This is a genomic window from Methylobacterium sp. J-059, assembly GCF_022829485.1.
Taxonomy (GTDB): Bacteria; Pseudomonadota; Alphaproteobacteria; order Rhizobiales; family Beijerinckiaceae; genus Methylobacterium.
Genome location: NZ_JAKSYA010000124.1, coordinates 1 through 1201 on the forward strand (window position 1 = coordinate 1; position 1201 = coordinate 1201).

Below are 1201 nucleotides of genomic sequence, written 5' to 3' on the forward strand. Positions count from 1 at the left end.
AGTTTGAAGCCGGTCAGGACCCCCTGACCGCGTCCCCGGAATGTAATCTCGCCTTCAGGCAGATCTCTTGGCCTGGCGTATGCTGACATGCGGTCTCCAAATAGAGGCGAATTTCTTACCATACAACCGGAGGTCGAAGCCGACCACCGAGCGCGAAAGGGGGTGCGGCATGCGTATTTTGCATCATTTGATTGGTCGATTGCGGCAGCGCTTGGCGTAGCCCGGCCTAGATCTTTGAAAATGTCGATCAGACTGTTGGGGTCGACGTTGTAGGCCCGAGAAGCCGATCGTACTCCACCTCCGGCATTCCGTAGCAGGCGCCCGCTTGAGCAATCAGCTTTTCGCGGTCCCGGATGGTGATGGTCCCACGCTTCGTTGCGATGACCCCGGCCCGTTCCAAAGCGGCCATCGCCTCGCTGACACCAGTGCGGTTCACGCCGAGCATCACGGACAAGAAGCGGTGGGTCGTCGGCAGGTCGTCCCCCTCGACCCGATCGTGGCACATCAGCAACCAGCGGGCGAGACGGGCTGCCAGCGTATAGCGCGCGTTGGCCAGTGCCGTGCTGGCCACCTGTACAGCGGAGGCTTGTGCGTAACGCAGCAGGCTCTCGCTGAAGGCGGCGCTCCGCTGCAGCATGGCATGAAGGGCTTCAGCCGGCATTGCCCACGCGAGGCCGGCCATCTGAACCTGGCCGTCGTACGGCGCGCGATCCGATCCCAGGATGAGGGGGAGGCCGACCACGCCCTCGTAGCCGACCAGTCCGATCTCCGCCTGTTCGCCGTCCGAGGAGCGCGCTACGAGCGAGACGATGCCCTGCTCAACGAAATAGACATGCGTGAGCGGAGTAGCGGCCGGCATCGGCACGTCGCCGACCCTGAGTACGACTGGAGTGAGATGGTTCTGCACCCAGGCGAAATCGGCGGGCGTAAAGCCGACAAGCAGCCGATTGCGGTAGGTAGCCTGTAAGGGCTGTTTCAATGAACCCGTCCTGAAAAGGGCGGGAGCACGAGCCCTCAACTACCTGCGCCCGAGCGCTCGGCAGGCAATCCATCCGTTCGTAAACAAAAGCAGGGGATTATGCAACCAAATCGTCAAATGATAATTTGTTTGGTTGGGTTTCCGACATATGAGGGGAGCCGACGTCACCATGCCGAGGCGTGATGCAGCAGGTACTCACCCGGAAGCTGGAAGGCTTCGAGG

Annotated in this window: 1 protein-coding gene; it reads right to left on the reverse strand. The window is 61.4% G+C overall.

Annotated features, from left to right (window positions below):
* Window positions 1-247 precede the first annotated feature (247 nt).
* The gene (locus MKK55_RS17905) at window positions 248-979 is read right to left on the reverse strand and encodes a Crp/Fnr family transcriptional regulator (RefSeq protein ID WP_243936886.1); all 732 of its coding nucleotides are present in this window, start codon (window positions 977-979) and stop codon (window positions 248-250) included.
* Window positions 980-1201 lie beyond the last annotated feature (222 nt).